Annotated in this window: 23 protein-coding genes; 2 read left to right on the top strand and 21 right to left on the bottom strand. The window is 36.8% G+C overall.

Translation table 11 applies throughout. The features are described 5' to 3' along the window. Window positions 1-79: 79 nt before the first annotated feature. The 12 genes from P0092_RS06990 to P0092_RS06935 all read right to left on the bottom strand — a co-directional run bounded on the left by P0092_RS06990 (window position 80) and on the right by P0092_RS06935 (window position 12,665). Window positions 80-2,458: an endonuclease MutS2 gene (locus P0092_RS06990; RefSeq protein WP_004617471.1), complete on the bottom strand. Its 2,379-nt coding sequence runs from the start codon at window positions 2,456-2,458 to the stop codon at window positions 80-82. Between the two features lie 59 nt (window positions 2,459-2,517). Next, a complete protein-coding gene (locus tag P0092_RS06985; RefSeq protein WP_004617470.1) occupies window positions 2,518-4,197 on the bottom strand; it encodes an AMP-binding protein in 1,680 nt (559 codons plus the stop codon). A gap of 35 nt (window positions 4,198-4,232) precedes the next feature. After that, complete coding sequence (locus P0092_RS06980) at window positions 4,233-4,781, bottom strand: helix-turn-helix domain-containing protein (protein ID WP_004617469.1); 549 nt, start codon at window positions 4,779-4,781, stop codon at window positions 4,233-4,235. A gap of 111 nt (window positions 4,782-4,892) precedes the next feature. Further along, entirely contained in the window at window positions 4,893-5,183 is a 291-nt protein-coding gene (locus P0092_RS06975; RefSeq protein WP_004617468.1) for a hypothetical protein, read from the bottom strand. A gap of 125 nt (window positions 5,184-5,308) precedes the next feature. Beyond that, complete coding sequence (locus P0092_RS06970; RefSeq protein ID WP_004617467.1) at window positions 5,309-5,824, bottom strand: hypothetical protein; 516 nt, start codon at window positions 5,822-5,824, stop codon at window positions 5,309-5,311. A 34-nt stretch (window positions 5,825-5,858) separates the two neighbouring features. Further along, on the bottom strand, window positions 5,859-6,500 hold the full coding sequence (locus P0092_RS06965; protein WP_004617466.1) for a J domain-containing protein: 642 nt from the start codon (window positions 6,498-6,500) through the stop codon (window positions 5,859-5,861). After that, window positions 6,484-7,362, bottom strand: coding sequence for a DUF5685 family protein (locus P0092_RS06960; RefSeq protein ID WP_004617465.1), 879 nt, complete (start codon window positions 7,360-7,362; stop codon window positions 6,484-6,486). The genes P0092_RS06965 and P0092_RS06960 overlap by 17 nt, the downstream gene beginning before the upstream one ends. 96 nt (window positions 7,363-7,458) lie before the next feature. Next, window positions 7,459-8,022, bottom strand: coding sequence for a CDP-diacylglycerol--glycerol-3-phosphate 3-phosphatidyltransferase (gene pgsA / locus P0092_RS06955; RefSeq protein WP_004617464.1), 564 nt, complete (start codon window positions 8,020-8,022; stop codon window positions 7,459-7,461). Window positions 8,023-8,126: 104 nt separating this feature from the next. Further along, a complete protein-coding gene (locus P0092_RS06950; protein ID WP_004617463.1) occupies window positions 8,127-8,552 on the bottom strand; it encodes an acyl-CoA thioesterase in 426 nt (141 codons plus the stop codon). Between the two features lie 111 nt (window positions 8,553-8,663). Continuing rightward, complete coding sequence (locus tag P0092_RS06945; protein WP_004617462.1) at window positions 8,664-8,867, bottom strand: LAGLIDADG family homing endonuclease; 204 nt, start codon at window positions 8,865-8,867, stop codon at window positions 8,664-8,666. Window positions 8,868-8,887: 20 nt separating this feature from the next. Continuing rightward, a complete protein-coding gene (gene mtrB, locus P0092_RS06940) occupies window positions 8,888-9,121 on the bottom strand; it encodes a trp RNA-binding attenuation protein MtrB (RefSeq protein ID WP_004617461.1) in 234 nt (77 codons plus the stop codon). A gap of 67 nt (window positions 9,122-9,188) precedes the next feature. Then, window positions 9,189-12,665 (bottom strand): DNA polymerase III subunit alpha, encoded by a 3,477-nt coding sequence (locus P0092_RS06935; protein ID WP_004617460.1) that lies wholly within the window; start codon window positions 12,663-12,665, stop codon window positions 9,189-9,191. Between the two features lie 205 nt (window positions 12,666-12,870). Between P0092_RS06935 and P0092_RS06930 the strand changes: the two genes are divergently transcribed. Beyond that, window positions 12,871-13,479, top strand: a complete 609-nt coding sequence (locus P0092_RS06930) for a hypothetical protein (RefSeq protein ID WP_004617459.1) — start codon at window positions 12,871-12,873, stop codon at window positions 13,477-13,479. A 109-nt stretch (window positions 13,480-13,588) separates the two neighbouring features. Here the strand turns inward: P0092_RS06930 and secA are convergent, their stop codons facing one another. From secA to P0092_RS06915, 3 genes are all read right to left on the bottom strand, one after another. Then, the gene (gene secA / locus P0092_RS06925) at window positions 13,589-16,327 is read right to left on the bottom strand and encodes a preprotein translocase subunit SecA (RefSeq protein ID WP_004617458.1); all 2,739 of its coding nucleotides are present in this window, start codon (window positions 16,325-16,327) and stop codon (window positions 13,589-13,591) included. Between the two features lie 90 nt (window positions 16,328-16,417). After that, window positions 16,418-16,825 carry a hypothetical protein gene (locus tag P0092_RS06920; RefSeq protein ID WP_004617457.1) on the bottom strand — a complete coding sequence of 136 codons (408 nt, stop codon included), beginning with the start codon at window positions 16,823-16,825 and terminating at the stop codon, window positions 16,418-16,420. Beyond that, entirely contained in the window at window positions 16,818-17,126 is a 309-nt protein-coding gene (locus P0092_RS06915; RefSeq protein WP_004617456.1) for a YerC/YecD family TrpR-related protein, read from the bottom strand. Before P0092_RS06915 ends, P0092_RS06920 begins: the two co-directional genes overlap by 8 nt. A gap of 200 nt (window positions 17,127-17,326) precedes the next feature. On the opposite strand from P0092_RS06915, the gene P0092_RS06910 reads away from it, so the two are divergent. Beyond that, on the top strand, window positions 17,327-18,724 hold the full coding sequence (locus tag P0092_RS06910; RefSeq protein ID WP_004617455.1) for a hypothetical protein: 1,398 nt from the start codon (window positions 17,327-17,329) through the stop codon (window positions 18,722-18,724). Window positions 18,725-18,771: 47 nt separating this feature from the next. Here P0092_RS06910 and P0092_RS06905 read toward each other — a convergent pair whose 3' ends face one another. The 6 genes from P0092_RS06905 to P0092_RS06880 all read right to left on the bottom strand — a co-directional run bounded on the left by P0092_RS06905 (window position 18,772) and on the right by P0092_RS06880 (window position 25,204). Further along, a complete protein-coding gene (locus P0092_RS06905) occupies window positions 18,772-19,311 on the bottom strand; it encodes an ECF transporter S component (RefSeq protein ID WP_004617454.1) in 540 nt (179 codons plus the stop codon). Beyond that, on the bottom strand, window positions 19,312-20,556 hold the full coding sequence (locus P0092_RS06900) for a homoserine dehydrogenase (protein ID WP_004617452.1): 1,245 nt from the start codon (window positions 20,554-20,556) through the stop codon (window positions 19,312-19,314). A 34-nt stretch (window positions 20,557-20,590) separates the two neighbouring features. Further along, window positions 20,591-21,031 (bottom strand): ACT domain-containing protein, encoded by a 441-nt coding sequence (locus tag P0092_RS06895; RefSeq protein ID WP_276187113.1) that lies wholly within the window; start codon window positions 21,029-21,031, stop codon window positions 20,591-20,593. Between the two features lie 126 nt (window positions 21,032-21,157). Further along, complete coding sequence (gene thrC, locus P0092_RS06890) at window positions 21,158-22,681, bottom strand: threonine synthase (RefSeq protein WP_004617447.1); 1,524 nt, start codon at window positions 22,679-22,681, stop codon at window positions 21,158-21,160. A 162-nt stretch (window positions 22,682-22,843) separates the two neighbouring features. After that, the gene (locus P0092_RS06885; RefSeq protein ID WP_004617445.1) at window positions 22,844-23,929 is read right to left on the bottom strand and encodes a patatin-like phospholipase family protein; all 1,086 of its coding nucleotides are present in this window, start codon (window positions 23,927-23,929) and stop codon (window positions 22,844-22,846) included. Between the two features lie 159 nt (window positions 23,930-24,088). Then, window positions 24,089-25,204: a tetratricopeptide repeat protein gene (locus tag P0092_RS06880; protein ID WP_004617443.1), complete on the bottom strand. Its 1,116-nt coding sequence runs from the start codon at window positions 25,202-25,204 to the stop codon at window positions 24,089-24,091.

The following is a 25,204-nucleotide window of genomic DNA, read 5'->3' as shown; positions in this document are numbered from 1 at the left end:
TAATATAAAGTAAAAAGCCACTAATTATTCTAATTTACCGTGTCTAAATTGTCAACCTTTTGGAGGTTTCGGGCATAAGTTATTTAAGTTCCACAACTGTAACACCATTTTCGCCCTCACCAAGCTTGCCTATTCTGAAGCTTTTAATATGAGGATTATGCTTCAGGTGTTGATGAAGTCCGGCTCTCAAAGCTCCTGTGCCTTTTCCGTGTATAAGAGTTACTTCCCCCATACCTGCTATACTTGCATCATCTAAATATTTATCAACAACGTCAACGGCCTCGCTGAGCATCATCCCACGCAAATCAATATCAGTTGACATATTTTGTGCTTTAGAAACACCTATTTTACCCATCCCGGTTCTTTGTATCTGCTGTTTTTGCTCATCTACCAATTTAAGGTTTGAAATATGAACATTTATTTTCATAATCCCAGCCTGAACCTGTGCTTCCCCGTTCTTATCAGGTATTGCCAGAATTGTCCCCTTTTGATTAAGGTTAACTATTAATACAGTATCACCAGGTTTGAGATTTTTAGGCGGTTTCACAAGCCCCTGTCTTGGCATTATGGACTCAACCAGAGAATCATCTAATTTGTTTATACTCTTGTTAAGTCTTTGACGAAGCTCCTCTGTTTGTCTTCGTACTTCAGCCTCTTCCTGCTCCTTTGCCAGTCTTTTCATTTCAGAAACCAACTCGTCTGCCTGATGTTTTGAATCTGTCAGAATCCGTCGTGCTTCTTCACGAGCCTTTCGAAGTTCGCTTTCCTTCTGGGTTGCTAATCTTCTTTTTTGATCCTCCAAATCCTTTTTAAGTCGTTCTGCCTCCTGTCTGTAGCTTTCGGCACGCATTTTCTCTTTTTCGGCCTCGCTTCGGTTCTTTTCTATACTTAAGAGTATATCCTCAAACCTTATATCCTCCTGAGACAGAAATTCCTTTGACCTTTCTATTATGTCATCTGTCAGACCAAGCCTTTTTGAAATGGCAAAAGCATTACTCTTTCCCGGCACACCTATAAGAAGTCTGTAGGTAGGCCTCAGCGTTTCCACGTCAAATTCGCAGGATGCATTTTCAACTCCGGCAGTAGAAATAGCATAAACCTTGAGTTCGCTATAGTGTGTGGTTGCCAGAGTCGTAGCACCCATACGATGCAGAGATTCAAGAATTGACATAGCCAGAGCAGCCCCTTCTGTAGGGTCTGTTCCCGCCCCCAGTTCATCCAGCAATATCAACGACTTGTTGTTGACACCGTCAAGTATATCCACAATATTCTTCATATGGGATGAAAATGTACTAAGGCTTTGTTCAATGCTCTGCTCGTCCCCGATATCTGCATAAATCTTTTCGAAAACACTCATCTCCGTTCCTTCGTTTGCAGGAATCAGAAGCCCCGACTGTACCATTAATGTAAACAGTCCCACTGTTTTAAGGGAAACAGTTTTACCCCCTGTATTAGGCCCGGTAACAATCAATGAACTGAATTTATCACCAATCCAGAAATCAATAGGTATTACTTTTTGAGGATCAAGGAGAGGATGTCTTCCTTTTTTAATAATAATTTTGCCGGTATCATTAATTACAGGACAAATACATTTATAATCTACAGCCAGTTTCGCCTTTGCAAAAATGAAATCAAGTCTTGCCATTATACTCATATTTGCATTTAGTTGCGGCAATATTAGAGAAGCATCCTGAGACAGCTCTGCAAGTATCCTGTCTATCTCCGTTTGTTCCTTGACCCTAAGCTGTTTAATACTGTTGTTTGCTTCAACTACTGCCATTGGTTCAATAAATAACGTAGCCCCACTGGCAGAAGAATCATGTACCAATCCGGGTATATCTCCCTTATGCTCCTGTTTTACAGGGATTACATACCTGTCCCCCCTCATGGTTACAACAGATTCTTGAATAAACTTCTGGTATTTTGTGGAACGAATAATTGAGTTTAACCTATCCTTAATAGACGCCTGCTGTTCTTTAATCTGTCGTCTGATACTGCTTAGTGCAGGGCTTGCACTATCAGCAATTTCATCTTCACTTAATATGCAGCTATCAATCTTCTGTTCCAACCTTTGATTTGACTCAAGACAGGATATCAGTTCATGGACCACATTAGTTTTATTATCATCCAGTCTATCGTTGATATATCCTTTTAGCCTTCTGGCAGCTCTAAGTACACCTGCAAGGCGTAGTAATTCTCCGGGGTTTAAGACTCCTCCCATATCAAGTCTTTTTAGAGTTAACCTGATATCAGTTATTCCTCCGAGGGGCGGTGAGCCCCTTTTTAACACACAACTTACTCCGTCATTTGTCTCTGACAGCATTTTTTCAACCGTCATGAAATCAGTTTGAGGAGTTAGCTCTAAAACAAGCTCCCTCCCCAATTCAGATGCGGTCAAGCCTTTTAATTTATCAATAATTTTATAAAATTCAAGTACTCTTTGAGTTTTATCATTCATAAGATAATCCTTCCAATTCATATGAAACATTAGCTTCTATGATGATTTGGATGTTTGAATCATGAAGATTCAAACTTTTTATGATCATCCTGTCGAAGCTGTGCTCTTTTTATTTTTCCACTAATTGTTTTTGGTAATTCATCAACAAACTCTATTATTCTTGGGTATTTATATGGTGCCGTAACTTTCTTTACATAATTCTGAATTTCCTTTTTCAACTCATCCGAAGGCTGATAACCTTTTGCAAGAACAATTGTTGCCTTTACAACCGTACCCCTGATACTGTCAGGTGCTCCCGTAACAGCACATTCAACTACTGACGGATGCTCAATTACAGCACTTTCTACTTCAAAAGGACTTATCCTGTAGCCGGATGCTTTTATAACATCATCATTTCTTCCTACAAACCACAGATAGCCATGCTCGTCCTTGTAAACAACATCGCCAGTATGGTATGTGTTATTATACCACACTCTCCCCGTTGATTCAGAATCTTTATAATATCCGCAAAACAAGCCTGCTGGCTTGTTGGTATCAACATCTCTTATTACCAATTCACCTTCCACTCCAACAGGACAGGAATTTCCATCCTCATCCACTACATCTATGTTGTAAGCAGGATTCGGCATCCCCATAGCACCGGGATCTACCGGCAACCATTCGTAGTTTGCTACAATTACAGTTGTTTCAGTCTGTCCGAATCCGTTCAGTATTTCATGTCCCGTCAGTTTTTTGAATCTGTTGAAAATCTCAGGATTCAAAGGTTCCCCTGCTGTTGAGCAGTGAGTCAGTGATGATAAATCATACTTTGTAATATCATGCTGAAGCATAAACCTGTAAATTGTAGGTGGAGCACAAAAAGTCTTTATTTGATATTTTTCTATTTTTTCGAGCAATTTGCAAGGATCAAATCTATCCATATCGTATAAAAATTGTACTGCACCGCATATCCATTGTCCAAAAAGCTTGCCCCATGCAAACTTTGCCCAACCTGAATCCGCAACTGTCAGATGCAGTCCATTATCAACAACTCTGTGCCAGTACTTGGCAGTAACAATATGTCCAAGAGGATATGTAAAATCATGTATTGCCATTTTTGGCATGCTTGTGGTACCCGAAGTAAAGTATATTATCATATAATCCTTATTTAGAGTATCCTTTTCACCCGCAGGCCTAATCCAGTTATGGGAACATTCGTCTATTTCCTTATCATAATCCTGCCATTTATCCTTGTTGCCTCCAACCATTATGTACTTTTTAACTGTAGGTGAATCTTCCATAGAATTTTCAACATGTTCTATAATTGCCGCATCATTATATGCTATAATAGCCTTTACTTCAGCTGCATTATTTCTGTACACTATATCTTTCTTCATCAGTTGATTTGTAGATGGAATAAAGGTAACGCCTATTTTCATGGCCGCAAATGCAAAGAAGTAAAATTCATATCTTCTTCTCAATATAAACATTACCTTGTCGCCTTTGCCCAATCCGTTGGCAATCAGGTAATTGGCAGTCTTGTCAGACCAGTACTTCAGTTCTCCGAAAGTAAACTTCTTTTCGTTTCCGTTGTCATCACACCAAACCAAAGCAAGTCTGTCAGGTTCTTGTTTCGCATACTCATCTATAATGTCATAAGCAAAGTTGAAGTTAGCTGGAACGTTCAGCTTAAAGTTCTCTCTAAAATCCTCATAGGACTCAAAATCAGTTTTATTCAAATATCGTGTTTCCAGACTCATTTGTATATCCTCCCAATACATTTAAACCATATTTTTTAAAGTAAAATTATTGTAAGGAATCTGGCTTCCTTACCATCCAAGGCAATCTGTTTGTGAGGAATTGAAGAGTTGAAATATAAAGAATCCCCTGGTTCCAAATCAAATTTTTCTTTCCCTATTTGCACCTGCATTTTCCCTTCAAGACAGTAATTGAATTCCTGTCCTTTATGAGAAACCATTTCAGGGCTGTTTCCGGGATCAAGTACAACAAGCATAGGCTCTATTTTTCTGTTGGAATATTTGTAAGCAAGACTTTCAAAGCTGTACTGGTCAAATCTTTCAACTTTGAGACCTTCACCTTTTTTGACGTGGCATATATCATGAAGCTTAGGTGATGTTCCTGTTAAAATTTCAGTAATGTTGACCTTATAAATCTCTGCAAGCTCATATAAAAGGCTGACAGGAATATCGTCTTCGGCATTTTCGTACGATTTATATTGTGCAAGCATAACTCCCAGCTGCTCCGCAACTTCTTCCTCGGTAGACCCGGCTAGAAGTCTGAGTCCCTTTATTCTGACAGCAATGTCCTTGACTTTCTCATTCATATTTAAAACCTCCATGAGTGTTATAACAATGTAAATATTACCTAAAAAATAACAACAATATTCTTATTATAGCATATTTAGGCAGGGAGGTTTAATTATATTTTATCTATTTCATTGTCTGATTTTTTTCCTCAGAACGGGATACAGCCAAAATCCCAGAGTCATAGTTATAAGACAGGCAGATATGCCGAAAAGAGATGGCATTGACCTGAAAAAAAGAGTTTTAAATGTTGTTTCGGAGGTTCTTTCCATGTAAACAGCGCTATTGATTATAATGTACGTAAAAAAGAAGGCTATTCCCAGCAACTGAAATATATAATGCTGTTTCAGAAGATTAACTGCAAAACCCGCAATAAATATTATAATAAAAACTGCTATTGAATATGAAAAAGCCGTTGACATAAATAACCTCCATTTGTTTTTGCGCACATTAAAAAGCACTGAATACTTTACAAATATTGTAATATACTCAGTGTCTTTATACAAATTATTTCTCAGTTAAAGGAAATTAAGACTAAATCACTAATTTAGATTTTAAGCTTTGGTTTTAATGTTGATGAATAAAACCTTATAAACAAAGTGTACACATAGTCATACACTAAAAAAACTATTTCCATCAAAGCTGCAACTATATACACAGGGGCAGCTAATTTAATACCTACCATTATAAATTCCTTCAGAAAAACAAACCCCAGCAGCAAACATATATTAAAAAAAACCAGTTTTAATATATAGTCCAAAACCCTGCTTTGCAACCTCTCAAAATACAGTTTTAACAAGCCGTAGACTCCGAAAAACACTATATAAGGGAGTACTTCAAGCCTTGGTATCAAAATTGCTGACAAAACAGCAGATGCCGCATAAAAAGTCCATCCGGCTTTCAAACCGAATTCAATGATTATTATTGAAGTAAAAAGCGAACTTACTGCATATAACGAAAGCCTGCTGGTAGGCAAAACAGATGCAAGAAATACACATATGACGGTAAACCCAAGGAGAATTCCGCTTAATGTAATTTTTTTAGCTCTTGTTGCGTTATTCATATCTACCTCATAAATTTAGTTTAAATCAGGAGCATTAGCAGCAAGATATTAAATCTCCTCCGCAGCACTCACATAATGAATCCGAACACCACAGACATGTACACATATCACAGAAGCTTGGCCCTGCACCATACCCACGGTTAGCAGCATTGCCCCTGTACATGTTGTTATTTACATTTATTCTGTTAAGGGCGTCCCTGTATTCGTAGTTGGAAGGGTCCATATTTACAGCTTGCTTGATATTCATTATAGCTTCATTGTACCAGCCCTTTTTCATAAAGACCAGCCCACGAAGATAGAACCATTCGGCGTTTCTGTTCTGAATACTTTCAAGTAGTGCTTCCGCAGCGGCAATGTTTCCAGAATTTATATACATTCTTACCTGTCGGAAGTTTTCTCCTCCTGCATTTCCTCCCGCTGCACCACCAAAACCGGAAGCCCCTGATGCTGCGCTTCTTCCGCTCCAGCCATTGCTGGTTTTTGCAGTCTGCCCTTTTCCGGTGAGATACTCGTAAGCTTCATTTACTTCTCTGAGTTTATCTTCTGCAAGTTTGGAAAGAGGATTATCCTGGTATTGATCCGGATGATATTTCTTTACCTGTTCTCTGTAAGCTTTCTTTATTTCTTCTTCTGATGCTCCATCACTTATTCCTAGTACTTCATATGGATTTTTCACCTTTACCACAACTCCTCTGGCACAATATTTTATCCGTTTTACTTAACATACCTATATATAATATGTTCTCCAATATTCCTCTATTTTCTTTTAAACTAAGTAACTCAAACGCCTTGGATGCTTCCTGCAAACAATATAATACAGTAAATTCCGCATGACTCTTAATATCATTCTTGAAAACCGCCAACTCTTGCCCCGTATAGTTAAACTGAGTAAGGAACGGGTTGTAGCTGGAGTTTTTTATATCGTCTTCCATATCATCAAAAGCGTCTACTAAATATATCCATTTCCCGATATTATAACCCATCCATCTTAAAATTTGCCTGATTTTATCATCTAAGCCTTCATAGTCCAAAACCTCTTCCATAAGCTTTGCAAATGGCTCGGAAGCAGCGTCTATAGAGTTACATTTTTCCTTTTCTAATTTGGACAAGTCCCCTAGTCTTTGGTTAATTATAGCACACTTTTTTGGATATTCCACAACTAACTTTCCGTATGCTCTTTTAAAAGCTGCCATACCCACCAATGCTATTTTTGATTTATCATCATTCCACTTATCTTTCATATTATTATACGCTAAAATAATATTTATGTCGGAAGAATAATCAATAATTTCATTACGGGTCACAAAAGATTTTTTTAATGGATGGACAATACACCTTTCCTTTGTAAGACCTGTTTTAATATTAAGCACAGAGCCCAAAAGAAGTGCCAGAAAAGCGGCATCATAAGTCAGCGTCATTCTTTTAATCTGCCCATGCCTTTTTCCTATTGATTTACACACACCACAATAATATGCCCTGTATATGTCAAATTCTTTTATTTTTAATTCCGGTTTTTCCGGGGTTATATAACCGAACATTGTATCCTCCGTTGATAAACAGTGCTGCGAATCTTAGGCAAACCACTTTTATTTAAAAAGGTACACAAAATGTGTACCTTTACATACAACTGCAATTTACTTGTTTTTTTTCTCATTATAATCCTTGGATAATCTAAAATAAATAATTATATACCTTGAAAGTGCAAACAATGTACATACTACAGCCAAACCTATTGCAACATAAATAGCATTTAACGCATAACCGTTATTGCCTGCTACAATCTTAATTATAATGGTTGCCAGTATTGCAAAATAAAATATTACTGTAGCCAATTTACCGTACCAATTGGCCCCTATGACCGTTTTCCCCTTTTTATACAACATTATTCCGCCTGCAAGCATTAAGGATTCCTTAATTACAACAATAATCAAAACGATTAAAGGTATAAATCTATGTAGTACAAGGAAAACTAATGCTGTTATCTGCATAAGCTTATCCGCCAAAGGGTCAAAAAATTTGCCCCATTTTGTAATTAAATTATACTTTCTGGCTATATAACCATCAAGAACATCCGTAAATCCGCCAAAAGCAAAAAGAATAATGGCTGTTGTATATTTTTCACAGTAAATATAGTAACCTAGAAAAGGCACTATTATGAGTCTTAATAATGTTAACGCATTCGGAATATATCTTCTCACCAGTACACCACCTGATTACCAATATTAGAGTAAATAGCACACATAGTTTATCATAATGTGTCATTTAATTGCAATAACTTCTTATTTCTTCAACTTACATGACTTTAAACATCCCTTGCTGATTTTTCAATAATTTCATAAAGCTCGGGATAATGTTTTTGCAGATTTATAGGCTTTAAATCGCAGGTAGTCCAAACATGAGAAGTTTCTCCCCTTGTAATAGGATTATCCATATTATCCGATTTAAATACCTCATATTTAAAATTCAGTCGGGTTTTTGAAAAACTTTTGATACTTGTCCTGACTATTATTTTATCCTCATATGTAGATGAGCTGATAAATTTACAATGCACCTCCAAAAGAGGCAGCATTATGCCCTTTGATTCCACACGCGAATAAGATATTCCGCATTGTTTGATAAATTCTGTTCTACCCACTTCAAACCACACCGGATAATTTGAATGGTGAACAATGCCCATTCTATCTGTTTCAGCATACCTGACTGTTAACGGTACATCTATATATAGCATACGATTATTCTCCTTAAAAAGTATGATAATTATATTACAAATAGGTATTTTTGCCTAATAAGCAGTAGTAGCCCCGGGCAAAAGCCCCGGAGCTACTATCATTCATTTTTATTAATAACCCGTTTCAATGATTACGCTATGTGCTTCTTCAACCTCGGCTTCAGGAACGAGAACTTCATAATAATTGTCGTTATTTTCATGATTTTTACTTATGGGTCTCAGTTTCACAAGAATACCCTCATTGGACAAAAGCTCCTGAAGCTGATTAGCAACATCTTTGCTTTGGGCCATATATACCACTGTCCACATTATCATCTACACTACCTTTCAAATTGTTATTCACCGCTTTGAATAGTACCATATCTGCAATAAACAGTGGCCTTGCCTCTTATTTTTATCGCAGAGGTATTCTCTGTAAATTGCGCCAAAAGAACTTCGCCCTTATCCAACTTCTCGGTATGATGAAATTTTGTATCCCTTCCACGCGTTAACCCGATAATTGTAACCCCGTTTTCCCCAGCCTTAATAGCAACGTACTCACCAGATAACTTATCCTCCAGGTTGTCCATATATAACCACCTCGACACTTATATTATATTATTTTGTACAAAAAATCAATATTTGGCTACTTATTCGTTATTTTATTACTACATTTTCTTCGCCAAGCCTGTTTACTAATTCTTCCATTATTACATTATTGACATATATCCAGTATTGCCTGTCAAGTTTCTTGAAAAAATTTTCATTTTTTTTTGCAACATAAGTTGGTGTAGCACCTGAGAAATATCTCAAAAGTGCTCTTAAAGCAGCGCCATCCTCTTTTGGAAGCTGTTCAGGTAAGGTTAAATACAACCCCTTCTCCTGAAGACTTTTTATAGGCAGAACTTCCTCTACAATTATTTTAGGTTGTTCATCCTCTCTCACACTCAGTCTGCCGTTTACAATGATTAAACTCTCCTGCTGTAAAAGCTGGGAGAATTTCTCGTATACTGTGGGAAAAACTATTAGTTCCATAGTTCCGAACAAATCTTCAAGGTATATAAAAGCCATCAAATTGTTATTCTTTGTCGCCTTGGTTTTTTTGTATGCTACTATGCCTCCTACCGTTACTCTCATGGAATCCTGAAGTTTTTTACCGCTTACCTCCATATCAGTTGAGTTTTCATCGTCAACAAACAAATCACTGCTGTAAAGATTTACATTTCGCTCCAATATGCTCTGATATTCGCTTAACGGATGACCTGATACATACAAGCCCAGCATCTCCTTTTCCATCGAAAGAAGTGCATTTGCAGGGTATTCCTTTATATCAGGAAAATCCTCCTGCAAAAGCTCCTGTGGCTCGCTCATCATATCAAATATTGACAGCTGACCGTCCATATTCTTTTTACGGTTTTGCGAAATTCCGTCCAGCAGCCTCTCATATACCGCCATCAGCTTTGATCTGAATACTTTAAGGGAGTCAAATGCTCCGCTTTTTATAAGGCTTTCGACACACCTTTTATTAATATCACGCCCCTCTATTCTTTGACAGAAGTCCAGAAATGAACTAAATTCTCCATTCTGCTGTCTTTCTGCAATAACAGATTTTATTGCATTCTCTCCAACATTTTTAATTGCAGCCAATCCAAAACGTATATTTTTATTTACAACTGTAAATTTTACGTTGCTTTCGTTAATATCCGGTGGAAGTACCTGTATATTGAGGCTTTTACATTCATTGACATACTGGGATACTTTATCACTGCTGCCCAAAAAGCTGTTTATGGAAGCTGCCATAAACTCTACGGGATAATAGTGTTTCAGCCATGCTGTCTGATAAGCCACTACAGCATATGCAGCAGCATGGGACTTGTTAAAGGCGTAGCTTGCAAAGTCCATCATTTCATCAAATATCTTATTGGCTGTAATCTCATCTACACCGTTATTTACCGCACCCTTTACAACCTCGTTACCTTCCTCATCCGTTATTCCGTATACAAAGTTTTTGCGCTCCTGCTCCATTACAGATATCTTCTTTTTGGACATAGCACGTCTTACAAGGTCAGACCTGCCCAGTGAGTAGCCTCCAAGTTCCCTTACTATCTGCATTACCTGCTCCTGATACACCATGCAGCCATACGTAACATCAAGAATACTTTCCAGCATCGGATGATGATACTTTATTAACTTCGGGTTGTTTTTATTTCTGATGTATCTTGGTATCTGATCCATAGGACCCGGTCTATAGAGAGAAATACCCGCTATGATATCTTCCAGTGAGTTTGGCTGGAGATCCTTCATAAACTGAGTCATTCCCGCACTTTCCAGCTGAAATACACCTGCTGTTCTGCCATCCCCTATCATTTTATAAACGTCTTTATCATCAAAATCAATTTGCTGAATGTCTATTTTCTTCCCATGAACTTGTTCTGCCAAATCTACTGCATCACGTATTACAGTAAGAGTTCTCAGTCCAAGAAAGTCCATTTTGAGAAGTCCCAACTCTTCAAGGGGTACTGCTGTTACCTGGGTTGTCACACTGTTATCGTTTAATTGAAGTGGTACATATTCTACTATTGGTTCTTTTGAGATAACAACTCCGGCAGCATGTGTGGAGGCATGACGCGGAAGGCCTTCAAGAGTTCTTGCTGTGTCAATAAGTACTTGTGTCTCCTCGTCGGTTTCATATCTCTTTTTCAGTTCCTGATTCATCTCCAGAGCTTTATCTATGTTCATACCTATTTGAAAAGGTATCATTTTGGCTATGGCATCAACATCCCCGTAAGAAATATCCAACGCTCTTCCAACATCTCTTATAACAGCCCTTGCAGCCATGGTTCCAAAGGTAATTATTTGAGATACCCTATCCTTGCCATACTTTCTTATTACATAATCAATTACTTCCTGTCTGCGCTCATAACAGAAATCAATATCTATATCAGGCATGCTGATTCTCTCAGGATTTAAAAACCTTTCAAACAAAAGGTTATATTTGAGAGGGTCAATACTGGTTATCCCCAGTGCATAGGATACTATACTTCCCGCTGCGGAACCTCTTCCCGGCCCTACCATTATACCCTGTTCTCTTGCATATTTAATAAAATCCCATACAATAAGGAAGTAGTCTACATAACCCATCTGTGATATAACTGAAAGCTCATATTCAAGTCTGTGAATTATTTCTTCCGAGCAATTGTCACCATACCTTGACTTGAGTCCTTTATAACACTGTTCTCTCAGATATTCATAAGGAGTATAACCCTCCTCCACCTCAAAGCTTGGCAGATGCAGCTTTCCGAATTCCAGTTCCACATTACACATTTCAGCAATTTTTACTGTATTCTCCAGAGCCTGTTTAACATTTTTAAAGTTATCATACATTTCCTCCGGTGATTTTACGTAAACTTCATCCGTATTAAACCGCATTCTGTTATCATCGTTTATTGTTTTGCCCGTTTGGATACATAAAAGAATCTCATGGGATTTAGCATTTTCCTTTGTGAGGTAATGTGCATCATTTGTGGCAACCAAAGGTATTCCCAACTCCCCTGACAGCTTAATGAGCTGTTGGTTAACCAGATTTTGCTCGCTAATTCCATTATGTTGAAGCTCAAGGTAAAAGTTCCCTTGTCCAAATATACGGTTCAAATTATTAGATAGTTCCACTGCTCTTTCGTAATCGTTATTTAGTATTGCGGACGGAATATCCCCTGACAAACATGCACTCAGGGCTATAATCCCTTCTGAGTATTTCTCCAAGGTTTCATAGTCAACTCTGGGTTTATAGTAATACCCTTCGGTAAACCCAAGGGAGACTATTTTCATAAGATTTTTGTACCCTATCTGATTTTTTGCAAGTAAAACAAGATGACCATAATTTGAATCAATTCCCGGCTGCTTATCCTTCATGTTTCTTTTTGCAGTATATACCTCACAACCAAGTATAGGCTTAATCCCATTTTTTACGGCTTCTTTATAAAAATCTACAACTCCGTACATTACACCGTGGTCAGTAATAGCTATGCTATCCATTCCCAGCTCTTTAACCCTTTGTATAAGGTCTTTAATTCTATTTGCCCCATCAAGAAGACTATATTCAGTATGTACATGCAGGTGTACAAAATTCCCCATTTTATTCTCTCCAAACTGTATATGAAAACATTTTATTCAAGCTAACTATATTAATTATACCACAATAGATAAAACAATTTTTATGTTTTAATCAGTCACAATATGTCTGATTATTCCTCCAAACAGCTTGGTACAAACGGGTTTCGGGAAATATAGCGACCTAAATTGCTTTTAGTGATACAATGTATCTGCGAGGTGGTAATAAGTGGAATTTACAGAAGATAAAATAAATACATTAACCGGCGTACTTAAAAAAGCAGGGTTATTGTCTGTTGATTTGATTTATAGAATAAACTATAAACTATTATTTGGTTCAAACCTGTACTACAGGCATAGAATTTCATCCTTCAGATCCTGTGTCTTTTGCCGTAATCTGAACTACGATAAAACCATAAAAAAATACGTTTGCTCATATAAGGAATATGAAGCCAGTAGTTCTCTTGTTCCATGTATTATTCCCGACTCATATTCAAAGTTGGTTAAAACATATAGCGAAGAAGCCTTTCAAGTACCTTGGCTTTTTAAGAACCCATGTCTTAATTTTGACGTATTAGAGCCCAAGCATTACTATAGGAATTTTCTATCACTGAATATGTCAAGCAGTATTATAAAGTTGGAAACTCTGGAAGGTATACTGACAGGCAAATGCTATGGTGAAATTCCCTGTCATATATGTGCCTTAGTAAATAAAGATGCTTATACGGGATGCCGATATGCCTCACGAGCAAAGGAAACAGGCCGATGCAGTATTATTTATGATAATCTCAAAGAATATTACACAAATAACGACTCTTCCGTAACCAATGTTTCCTGAATTCCTCAGTCTACTTTTTACGCCTAACCCCTATTAGTGCTTAAAATAAAATAACTCAGCTTCTGTTAAAGAAGTTGAGTTATTTTATTTATATAATTATACGTGTTTATTATTCTCCTTGACCACAGCAGAATTTATACTTCTTTCCGCTTCCACATGGGCACATATCATTTCTTCCGACCTTCGACTTGTTTACAACAGGTTTCTTAGGTTCGTCCCCATGACTTGCAGCAACAGGCTCTGCAACCTTTTCACGTTGAGGAGCATGTTCTCTGTCAATCCTTGCCCTAACCAGAAGTCTGATAGAATCCTCCTGAATACTCTTAATCATCTCTTCAAACATCTGGAATCCTTCAAACTTATATTCAACAACAGGATCTCTCTGTCCGTATGCTCTCAACCCTATTCCTGACCTCAATTGATCCATTGCATCAATGTGATCCATCCACTTTTCATCAACAACTCTGAGAAGTACTACTCTTTCCAACTCTCTCATTAATTCAGGAGTGTTTTCCATTTCCTTGAACTCATATATCTTATTAACAATTTCCATGAGTCTTTCTTTAAGGTCTATATTGTCCATAGATTTCTTTTCTTCATCAGTCAGAACGAAAGCACCCTGCGGAATAAATACACTCTCAAGATAAGCTATTATACTTGACCAATCCCATGCATCGGCATATTCACTTTCTGTACAATAGTTTGCTATGACACCGTCTATAACGCTTTCAAACATTTTTATGAAGTAATCCTTAAGATTATCTCCATCTAAAACTGTCTTTCTCTGAGCGTATATAATTTCCCTCTGCTTGTTCATAACATCATCATATTGCAGAACTCTCTTACGTACGTCAAAGTTTCTTCCTTCAACCTTCTTTTGAGCATTCTCAATTGCATTGGACAGCATTCTATGCTCTATAGGCTGATCATCTTCAAGACCGAGTGCATTAACAATATTGGTTAATCTCTCTGAGCCGAAAAGTCTCATTAAATCGTCTTCAAGTGAAATGAAAAATCTAGATGAACCGGCGTCTCCCTGACGACCTGCACGTCCTCTCAACTGATTGTCTATACGTCTGGATTCATGTCTCTCAGTACCTATAATATGCAATCCGCCGGCTTCAACAACTTTTTCTCTCTCTTTATTTATAATATCCTTAAACTTGTTATTTAGTTTTGTGAACTGCTCTCTTGCTTCAATAATCAGTTCGTCAGTTGTTTCGTTGTAGCTGGTTGACGCATTTATAAGTTCCTCGTCATAACCCATCTTACGCATTTCCTGTTTTGACATATACTCAGCATTACCGCCAAGAACTATATCGGTACCTCTACCTGCCATGTTAGTTGCAATGGTTACTGCTCCAAATTTACCTGCCTGAGCAATAATCTCAGCTTCCTTGTCATGGTATTTTGCATTCAATACCTGATGAGGAATACCTTTTCTCTTAAGCATAGTACTTAAGAATTCTGATTTTTCAATTGATATTGTACCAATCAATACCGGCTGACCTTTTTCATGACACTGTACAACATCTTCTATAACTGCATTAAATTTACCAATTTCGTTTTTATAAACAACATCCGGATGGTCTTTTCTTGCCATTTCCCTATTTGTAGGAATTATGATAACATCCAGTTTGTATATTGTGTTGAATTCATCTTCTTCTGTCTGAGCAGTACCTGTCATACCTGCCAGCTTGCTGTACATTCTGAAATAGTTCTGGAATGTAATGGTTGCAAGTGTCTTACTTTCTCTTTCTACCTTTACGCCTTCTTTTGCTTCTATTGCCTGATGGAGACCGTCGCTGTAACGTCTTCCGTACATAAGTCTTCCTGTAAACTCATCAACAATAGTGACTTCTCCGTTATTAACAACGTAGTCCTTATCTCTTTTCATAAGACCATGTGCCTTCAATGCCTGATTAACATGGTGTGAAATTGTCATATTTTCAGGGTCGGAGAGGTTTTCTATTCCGAAATACTGCTCCGCCTTCTTTATACCATTTGACGTAATTACCGTTGTATGTGCTTTTTCATCTACAATGTAGTCCTCGTCAAATACTTCATCGGCGTCAACCTTGTCGTCCATTTGTGTAATTACTTTTGCTCTCAGTTTTGAAGCAAAGGAATTTGCTCTTTTGTATAAATCGGTGGACTTATCACCCATACCTGAAATTATAAGAGGTGTTCTGGCTTCATCTATGAGGATGGAGTCAACCTCATCCACTATGGCATAGTTCAAGTCTCTCTGTACTCTGTCTTCCTTGTATATAACCATGTTATCTCTCAAATAATCAAAACCCAGTTCGTTATTTGTACAGTAAGTTATATCACAGTTATATGCCGCACGCCTATCCTCATTTTCCATATCATGTACGATAAGACCTACAGTCAATCCCAAGAAGTTATATATTTTTCCCATCCACTCGCTGTCACGTCTTGCAAGGTAATCATTTACGGTTACTACATGAACTCCTTTTCCAGATAGGGCATTGAGATATACAGGTAATGTAGCAACAAGGGTCTTACCTTCACCTGTTTTCATTTCTGAAATTCTACCCTGATGCAATACAAGACCACCAATGAGCTGAACTCTGAAGTGTCTCATACCCAATACTCTTTTTGAAGCCTCACGAACAACAGCAAAAGCTTCCGGTAAAATATCATCCAAGGTCTCACCATTGGCAAGACGCCCTTTAAATTCAGGTGTTTTAGCTTTAAGCTCTGTATCTGTTAATTTCTGTATCTCCGGCTCAAATGCCTCGATTTTATCTATAATCGGATAAATCCTTTTTAATTCTCTGTCGCTATATGACCCAATAATTTTTTCTATAAAATTTTTAACCATAACATAATCCTCCATGACCCGCAACGGGATAATTTTTTAATAAATCTGGCTGCACGAAAATAACCCATCATTTGTGGGATAATTTTAAAATTAGCAGCAGACAGGCGGTGAAGAATCAGATTGGCTGAACAAAAGCCTTTTAGTAGAAAAAGCCCTGTTTGTATTTGAATTAAGATAAGCTAATACCAAAAGACTTAGAATTACAATAGAAATAGACATCAGCAACGCAAGTTCCCCATGTCTATTATTATTTGGCATTTCCTTATTTAAAGCTTCTGCGGAAATTGCCTTGAAAAATGAAAGTGGCCTTCCTTTTCTGCTTACAGAAGCCTCTTTCTGGGATTCCAAAACAGAAACAGCACTTCTGCTTTCCTGAATCATATCAAGATGTGTAAGATTTACCAAGTATAAGTCAAATAAATCGGCAGCATTATAAACCCCATTCTCAGAGGCTAAAGCAGATAATATGATTATACTTAAAAAAAGCTTCTTAAACATTCATTTGCCCATCTTTCTCTTGCAATCTATCAAGTACGATATTATACCCGTCAGCACCATATACAAGACATCTGTTAACTCTGCTTATGGTAGCCGTACTGGCCCCGGTTTGCTCACAAATCTCCGTATAGGTTCTCTTTTCCCTTAACATTTTTGCTACTTGAAGTCTTTGTGCCAAAGCCTTCAATTCTGCAATAGTACAAAGATCTTCAAAAAAATTATAACATTCTTCCCTATTCTTTAAAAGTAAAATTGCATCAAATAAACTGTCTGTATGTTCATCCCTTAATTTGGAATTCATAGTTAAAACTCCTCAACTTATAAAGCAAAAATATTCTGCATAAAATTATTTATTATAAAGATACAATAACAGCTTTTTATAAATCAGTCAAGGTTCTGCAAAAGCTACGTATTCTATATTAATCCAATTCTATAATCCCATATAAATGAATAACTATATATTGTGACAAGCGTATTACCAAAGTTTATAAGGAGGAATATATGAATCGGCTTATTATGATAACTAATAAACAAAAGCTTCTAATACTGGCTATATCTGTTATATTTATTATACTATCTGCTGCCTTAATATCAATGCTTAATTTTCCAAAAACTACAGTTAATGATACTCCCGCAAAGCCACAGAATCTATCCAAGTCTCAAAGTGAAAATAAACGGTTAAAAGAAATTTTATCTTCCATAGTTCCCGGAGATAATAAAATCCTATATGAAGATAATTTCAGAAAAACAAGTATTGTGAACAATCCCTCCGGAGCTGTAGATACCAAGCCTGTAAACATACAAAATTCTGGATACACTCTTTCTTATACTACAATTTACTCCGACGAGGAATATTTAAGACCTATTTATGTGAATTCATGGAAACAGGCTTATTATCGCGGGTGGCTCTACCTTCCCCGTAAAATAATCTATGCAAGACATAAATTATTTGCTTACACCGGAAATTCAGCTAATGTTTTAGATATAGAAGGTGAATTGGGGTTCTATCCTAACATATCTATAGATAATGAAAACTACCTGAACTTTCTTATTTATGATTATGATATTGAAAATGCAGTTAAGTATGGAAATAGGATTGTCTTTTTTGGAAAACCTTTAGAAAAGGGTGTTCACATAGTTGCAATAAAAAAAGAGGATATAAATAACTATGAAGATTATAACAATATAACTGTACAGCTTTGCACTCCGGCGGGCTATGAACTGGATTACCAAAATATAGCTTTGGGCAATAGCGGAAATACAAATGAGGATTACGGTATTGACGATGATACTGTACTAACATATTCAAAAAACAACGCCGATTTAACTAAACAAAATGTCCAGTTGCGTCAGGAATTGACACACTATATTTCAGACTCCTCTCAGGAAATCTATTTTCAGCAAAATGGAGGCTATCAGACCTCGGATGTCCTTGATACAAACATAGATTTGGAAGAAGCCTTTAACAGCTCTAAACCTATTGGACATAAACTTCTTTACAATAACTTGAATTACAAAAGCCCTGTTTACCATCCTGACTGGAAGAAAAACTATGATCTTGAATGGTGCTATTTGCCAAGAAAAATATATCTTAATATGAAGGAAGTTTTTGCACTGCCTTCTGATATTGATGTTCTTAAGGATTTGTATGGCGAACTGGGCTTTTTTGAAAAAAGTCCTTCCATAAGCAAAAATAATGCCGGCTTCTTAATAAAAAATTTCTCTGTTGATTCGGTACATTTGTATGAAAACAATATAATTATTAATGGCACGCCTTGCAGAAAAGGAGTACAAATAATTAGTATTCCTAAGGCTTCTTTGGCTAAAAACACTGATTTTGCAGTCAGGCTGGTTACGAAAGACCTCTGCGAAATTGATGCTGACGTATTGAAAAATTAAAGAGTAGCAAAAAGCCGGAAATCTATTAATCTTCCGGCTTTCTTTATTCAACGTAATAAATTCTTAACTGTGTTTGTCCTGTATAATACAGTAAGAAAAACCAATGCAAGAACTGCACTAATTGCTCCCTGAATCAGATTTCCCGGAATGTCGGCAATAATACTTGCCATTCCCAAAGTAGGGTTAATCATTCTTATAACAGTCGCTTGATATATAAAGTAACCAAGAACCATCTCCAAGCCACCGGCTGTAACAGCTACTGCCTGTCTCAGGCGAGACGGAACACCATTTTTCTTATTGGCAATTGCTCCTATTATATATCCCTCAATTCCCTTTACTATCAAGGTTGCTGGAGCATATATATAATACCCTGTCACAACATCGGCCAATAAGGAGCCGATTCCACCTGCAATAAATCCTACCTTTCGTCCTAAAAGAATAGCAGCAATCATTATTGCTGCATCACCTATATTATAGTAACCCTGAGTCATCGGACTGGGAATCTGCAAAAACGGAGTAAATGTAATCAAAAAAACTATCGCCGTCATTAATGCACAAAGTACTAATTTTTTTGTGGTAATTCTCATTTATTCTTCAATCCTTATTCTGTTTAATACTGTAATGTCAGGGACAGATTCAAGTTTATCAAGCTTTGCAGCAAATTCGCTTTCTGCTATTTTGCCACTTATAAAAGCAAATTCATTATCGTTTGCTTTGGAATGTAATTCTACAAAGTCAGTTTCACCAAATACTGATAGAATATCCTTCTTTGCATCAGCTATATTTTTTGCATTTACCCTAACCAAAAATCTGGCAGTACTTTCTTCGATGGGCAGTATATTGTTTTCCTCTGTTCTCACCCACACACCTGCTGTTCCAGAATCAGGATGCTTTGCTATGTCTATAACATCGGCTACAACAGCACTTGCAGTAGGCAATTTACCTGCCCCTCTTCCATAGAACATTGCATCTCCTACGGCGTCACCATTAACAACAATAGCATTAAAAACATCTTCCACATTAGAAAGAGGATGTTCATTGCGCACAATTGCAGGTGAAACACGTGCAAATATCTTTCCGCCTGATTTTTTGCTAACAGCAATCAACTTTATAACACCATCTATTGCATCTGCATATTTCATATCATCTACAGTTATCTTTGTTATACCTTCAGTATAAATATTCTCACAATCGACAAATTCGTTGTACGCAATAGATGATAAAATAGCAATTTTCCTGCAAGCATCATGTCCCTCAACATCAGCTGTTGGGTTCTGTTCCGCATAACCGTTCTGCTGAGCTTCTTTGAGTGCAGCTTCAAAGCTTTTGCCTTCTTTTTTCATTTGAGTCAGTATATAATTTGTAGTTCCGTTTAGTATTCCTGTTATACCGTTTATCTCATTAGCTGCCAGACATTGGTTTAAAGGACGGATTATAGGAATACCACCTCCAACGCTGGCTTCAAACAGGTAGCTGACACCATTTTCCTTTGCCATTTGCAGCAACTCCGGTCCATGGGTTGCAACTAGCTCCTTGTTGGAGGTTACAACACTTTTTCCGGCCATAAGAGCTCTCTTTGTAAATTCATGGGCAATCCTTGCCCCTCCTATGGTTTCTACTACAATACTAACTTCACTGTCGTTGAATACATCATCTGCATTTTTAGTAAGCACATCTTTATCCGGACTACCCGGAAAATCTCTTATATCTAATATCCATTTTACTTTTATCTCTGTTCCTGCACGCTGTCTTATGCTTTCACTATTTTTCTTAATAACCTCTGCAACACCGGAGCCAACAACTCCGTATCCTAAAATAGCCACGTTCACCATAAAAACCCTCCTGCGATAAATAACATTTTGCTGATTACCTAGCTAATATTTCACTTTTTCTGACACCCTCAACCTTGCTAATCTCTGTTAAAAGATTTTGAATATCTATTTTCATATTCATAGTTTCAATAGAAATTGTCACATCTGCCAACCCGTTTATAGGTATGTTCTGGTTAATTGTCAATATATTTGCACTGGCTGAAGCAATTTTATTCATAATACTCGATAGAATGCCCGAAAAGTCTTCTACAACGAAAAATAACGTTATAACCTTACCCCTTGATGTCTCATTAAAAGGGAAAACATAATCTTTGTATTTGTAGTAGGCGCTTCTGCTGATTCCTACTTCTTTGACGGCATCGTTAACAGTTTTTATTTTACCTAGACTAAGAATCTTCTTAACTTCTATAACCTTTGAAAATATGTCGGGTAAAATAAATGAATCAACTAAAAAAAATATAGATTCTTGTTTCATATTTTCTCCTGTCCGTGTGATACGTACAATTGTGTTTCCTTGGTGTAATGTTAGCATATTTCTTCTTTTTATGCAACTAAAAAAGCACTAATCATACAAGATTAGTGCCTTTTTTTATATTTATATTTATTTTTCTGTTTTGATATTTTCTTGAATATTTAATGCATCCTTAACCTTATCAATCATGTTTATAGGTTCACAAAAACCCTTGTGAAGAACAGGCTTTTTATCCAATTCCTTTAATGGAGCAGGGATCTTAAGGCCTGACTTTTCAGACAGTACAGACAGCAGCTCGAACTCAGTCTTTCCTTTAATGGTTTCTTCTCCTGCGATTGCTTTTACAACGCTTTCATTAAACTTGAAAGGACTAGCTGTAGAAACGATAACTGCTTTTGTAACATCACTTGTGGAGATAACATATTTGTCATATACATCCACTGCAACCGCAGTATGTGTGTCAACTACATATCCTGTCTCCTGATAAACACTTTCAATTGTTTTTAAAGTATCACTGTCATTTGAATAACCTGCCCAGAGTATATTCTGGATTTTCTTTTTCGTATCCTGGTCTACAGTATATGAACCTTCCATTTTAAGCTTGTTCATCCAGTCGCAAACCTTTTCGGCATTATAATCAGTTATAAGATACAAAAGTCGTTCCAGATTGCTAGAAATGAGAATATCCATTGAAGGAGACAAAGTCTTTTTAAATTCTCTGTTTTTATTGTATTCACCTGTATTAATAAAATCTGTAAGCACATTATTGTCATTTGAAGCACAAATAAGCTTGTTAACAGGTAAGCCCATCTGCATAGCATAATATGCTGCCAATATATTACCGAAATTACCTGTAGGAACTACAAAATTAATCTTTTCACCTGCTTTAATTTCACCGTTCTTTATCATATCAGCATATGCTGAAAAATAATAAACAATTTGCGGAACAAGTCTGCCCCAGTTTATGGAGTTTGCAGAAGAGAATTTGTATCCATTTTCTTCCATTAATACAGATACATCCTCATCACCGAATATTCTTTTTACACCATTCTGAGCATCATCAAAATTACCGTTTACAGCTATAGCGTAGACATTACCACCCTCTTGGGTAACCATTTGCATTTTCTGAACCTGACTTACGCCTTCACTTGGGAAAAATACAATAATCTTTGTACCTTTTACATCCTTAAAGCCTTCAAGAGCTGCTTTACCTGTATCTCCTGACGTTGCCACAAGAATAACTATCTCTTCTTTTTCCCCGGTTTTCTTGAGCGCTTTAACAAGAAAATGCGGAAGTATTTGCAGAGCCATATCTTTGAATGCACTTGTAGGCCCGTGCCACAGTTCCAGTACATTTACCGAATCATAAAGCTTATGCAAAGGAGCAATATCATTGCTTTCAAATTTCTCAGCGGTATAAGCCTTGTTTACACACTCTGAAAGTTCCTCGAAAGTATAATCATCCAAATACCCTTCCAGTATCTTAACCGCTCTTTCCTGATAACTCAATTCACTCATAAGAGCTATTTGCTCAAGATTAAACTGAACTGTCTTTTCAGGTACGAACAAACCTCCATCTGCTGCAATACCTCTCTTTATAGCTTCAGCAGCACTAACGCTTCTGCAACTTCCTCTTGTGCTTCGATATAACATTTTTACCTCCTGCCAAATACCCAACTATATATTATTATGAGATATATTCTTTATTTTTTAGTACCTTAGCTTTCTTATTCTCATTAAATTTAATAATATAATAAAATCCGAAAAAAAGCAACGAAGCAGTTAACATTAATATAGCAAATAAAGCTATTTACTCTAAAATCTCCATCCTCTGGTTTTCTTTTGCATACTGACAAAAAGCTTCTGAACAGCCAGTTTGCCTTGATTATAGAGATAAAGTGAATCATTCTCTGATATGTCAAAATCCAAAAATGAGATATCCCCGGTATTTATATGAGCAATATTATCTATGTTGTAGGAGTTTTTGGGAACTCCCGTGTCATGGGAAGAATGGAGTAATTTTTTCAGTATAAGTTCAGCTGAGCCCAGACCCTTTGGTTCCTTGCCTTCCAGTTTTAGTCCTATAATTACATTGTTTTCGGTGCTGTCAATGAGCCAGACCGGAAAGTTATCAAGAACACCACCATCTATTATATAATGAGTTTTAGACTTGTTTCCGGCGTCTTTGTAGTCAATTGTAACCGGGTCAAAAACAAATGGTACACAAGCACTCATTCTTACCGCCTTTGCAACCTCCAGTTTATCAGGGTCAATATTATACAGTGCCATGTCATCGGGAAGAACAATTACTTTGCCTGTATTGGCATCAACAGCAGTCATTCTCACTTTGTACCCTCTGGGATTAACCTTATCTGCTATTCCACCTCTGAAATCACTAAAGGTGTGTATTCCCTTATTGGCAAGGAGCTGAGAAACCCAGCTTTCCAATAGCTCACCATTCAAAAACGCATTCTTTTTACTGAATGCAATCAGATTTACAAGAAAGTTTCCTCTTGATCCAACAAAATCTTCCTTGGATTTTCTGACAAGATTTAGTTCAGCATAATCCTGACGGTGAAGTAATGTTTCCAAATCACTTTCACTAAGAGTCTTCTTTTCACGCTCTATACTTCTCATGCTGTTAGCAATGGAAATATCCATTGGGATTTCCCCCATATCAGAAAATGAACTAAAATCAAACTCCTTCATAATCCTTCCTAACTCACCAGAAGTATACCCTGCTCCTATAAGTGCCCCAACCAGTGCACCCGCTGAAACACCGGCAACATTGCCTGTTCTTTTATACTTTTTTTCAATTTCCTCATAGGCTCCTGCAAAGGCTATACCTTTTATTCCGCCTCCGCTAAGTACAATATTTACTGTTCTGCTTCTTTTATACATATATATATCCCTCGATAAAAAACTATCTAAAGTATATATATTATGGCAGGAAGTTAATTAGTATATTGTACAGCCCCTAACTACATGTACAAATTGCAGTAACAAAAAAAGCACTTATACCTTTAGTGGTGTAAAAGTGCTTTTTTATACATGTGCATATTATTTTAATGACTCCAGCCTGCTTTTGGCGTATCTCGAGTAGGTTGAAGCCGGATAGTCATTTATAAGCTTATTATATGTTTCTGCACCCTTTTGAGGTTCATTATTTGCCACATAACTTTTACCCAGTACGTAGAGGGCCTTATCTCCAAAAGGCCATTTTGCCCCATAAGTAAACACCTTTTCAAGCTTTTGAATTGCTTCTTTATATTTTTTCTTGTTAAATAAGCTGTTTCCTTCTGTCGTTAATTGGTTTGCAGCGCTATTAAGTATATTGGCTTTTATGGAATCATACTTCTTTTTATTCTCTGCAGATAAGTCCTTTGCCGGTAATGCTAAAAGCATATCTGCAGCTTCAACATATTTGTATTGTCCATATAATCCTGATATTTGAGATAACTGAGAAGACAGCTGTATTTGCTTTAGTTTTAAATTGGCTGCATCCAAATCCTTCTTGAGTTTTTCATTTTGAGATACTACCTTGTTGTATTTCTCATTTGTATTTACAGTTGTATCCGGGCTGCTTTCATTACTGCGGGTATTTTTATAATTTACCATAAAAACAGCAATTGCCGCTATAAGGCAAATAACGCTTAATATGTTTATGGTTACGGCAACAGAAGGCTTCTTTAATTGTGAGCCTAAATTTTTGATTAATACATATTCAGGCTGTACTTCTTCGTTAGTAGGCTTCTTTGGTTTTGCGGCTCTTTGCTTTGGGTTCTTTGGGCTTACCTCGGGTTTTACCGTTCTTATATTACCGGCACCCTTTCCCGAAGTGCTTTCCCTGCCTATATAATTTAAATATTCTTCAACTTTAGCTGAATTGCCTTCTGAATCTGCAACTCTTGCAAAAAGTTCTTGCGCCTTACCTATCTGATTTGTATATGCATAGCATAAACCAAGTAAATTAACTGCTTCAAAAAAATCCGGATTAACTGAAATGACCTTCTTCAGTTCAATCATAGCTATATCTTCGCTGCCGGTACGCAGATTTTCTATGGCTTTATTATACCCTTTTACAGAATCTATTACCTTTTCGGACACGTTCTTTTCCTGGGATAGTTTTTCTATGTCGATAGGAGTAAAACTTCTAATTTCCTGTTTTAAATCCAT

Origin of the sequence: Ruminiclostridium papyrosolvens DSM 2782, assembly GCF_029318685.1 — a bacterium.
GTDB lineage: Bacteria > Bacillota > Clostridia > Acetivibrionales > DSM-1351 > Ruminiclostridium > Ruminiclostridium papyrosolvens.
Note: the sequence above shows the minus strand (reverse complement) of the source record. Positions and strands in the feature narration are given on the sequence as shown.